This window comes from Methylibium rhizosphaerae (assembly GCF_006386545.1).
GTDB lineage: Bacteria > Pseudomonadota > Gammaproteobacteria > Burkholderiales > Burkholderiaceae_C > Pseudorivibacter > Pseudorivibacter rhizosphaerae.
The window spans coordinates 1-506 of sequence record NZ_SWAR01000204.1; the positions used below are offsets into that span (position 1 = coordinate 1).

Genomic DNA, 506 nt, shown 5'->3' on the forward strand with positions numbered 1-506 from the left:
AGGGGTTAGGCACCGGCAACGACTTCGATTTTGGGCCGAGCGAGTGAGCGGCAGACGCATACGTGCCGGAACATGAGCGATCGCTAGCCATACTGAACGATTGCCTTCGCCTTTGCACACGGAATGCAATAGAAGACATAGATCATGCCGACGTCTCCGAACATGAAGTCTTGAACACCCATGGCAGACCGTGAATTGGGGTTGCGCTTCGATTGATGTTCGAACGAGTCAATCTGGCCCACGAAGTTCATCGCAGTCTGGCAGGCCTTGCAGGTCGGATGTTCGTCTTCCTGTTCCCAGTCTGGCGTGCCACCAAACTTCGTTCGTAGCCCCAAGCTCTCTGGGTCAGAGGCATCGACTCCCCGCTCGCCTTCGGCGAGGCGGCGGATCGTTACGGCGTACTCCTGCCAAGGTGCGGGTTTCCTGCTGCTCTTCTTGGACGGCATGCCTATCTTCCTTGATGCAACGAGAGTTGCTTCTGGTGCCTAACGTTCGACATGAGCGGC

Annotated in this window: 1 protein-coding gene; it reads right to left on the bottom strand. The window is 56.9% G+C overall.

The features are described 5' to 3' along the window. Positions 1–83 precede the first annotated feature (83 nt). Positions 84–446, bottom strand: a complete 363-nt coding sequence (locus tag E8D38_RS28115) for a DUF1963 domain-containing protein (RefSeq protein WP_140637655.1) — start codon at positions 444–446, stop codon at positions 84–86. Between the last annotated feature and the right edge of the window lie 60 nt (positions 447–506).

Bases quoted from the DNA above. Each gene is read 5' to 3' on its own strand.
- E8D38_RS28115 (WP_140637655.1), bottom strand. From the start codon at position 446: ATGCCGTCCAAGAAGAGCAGCAGGAAACCCGCACCTTGGCAGGAGTAC.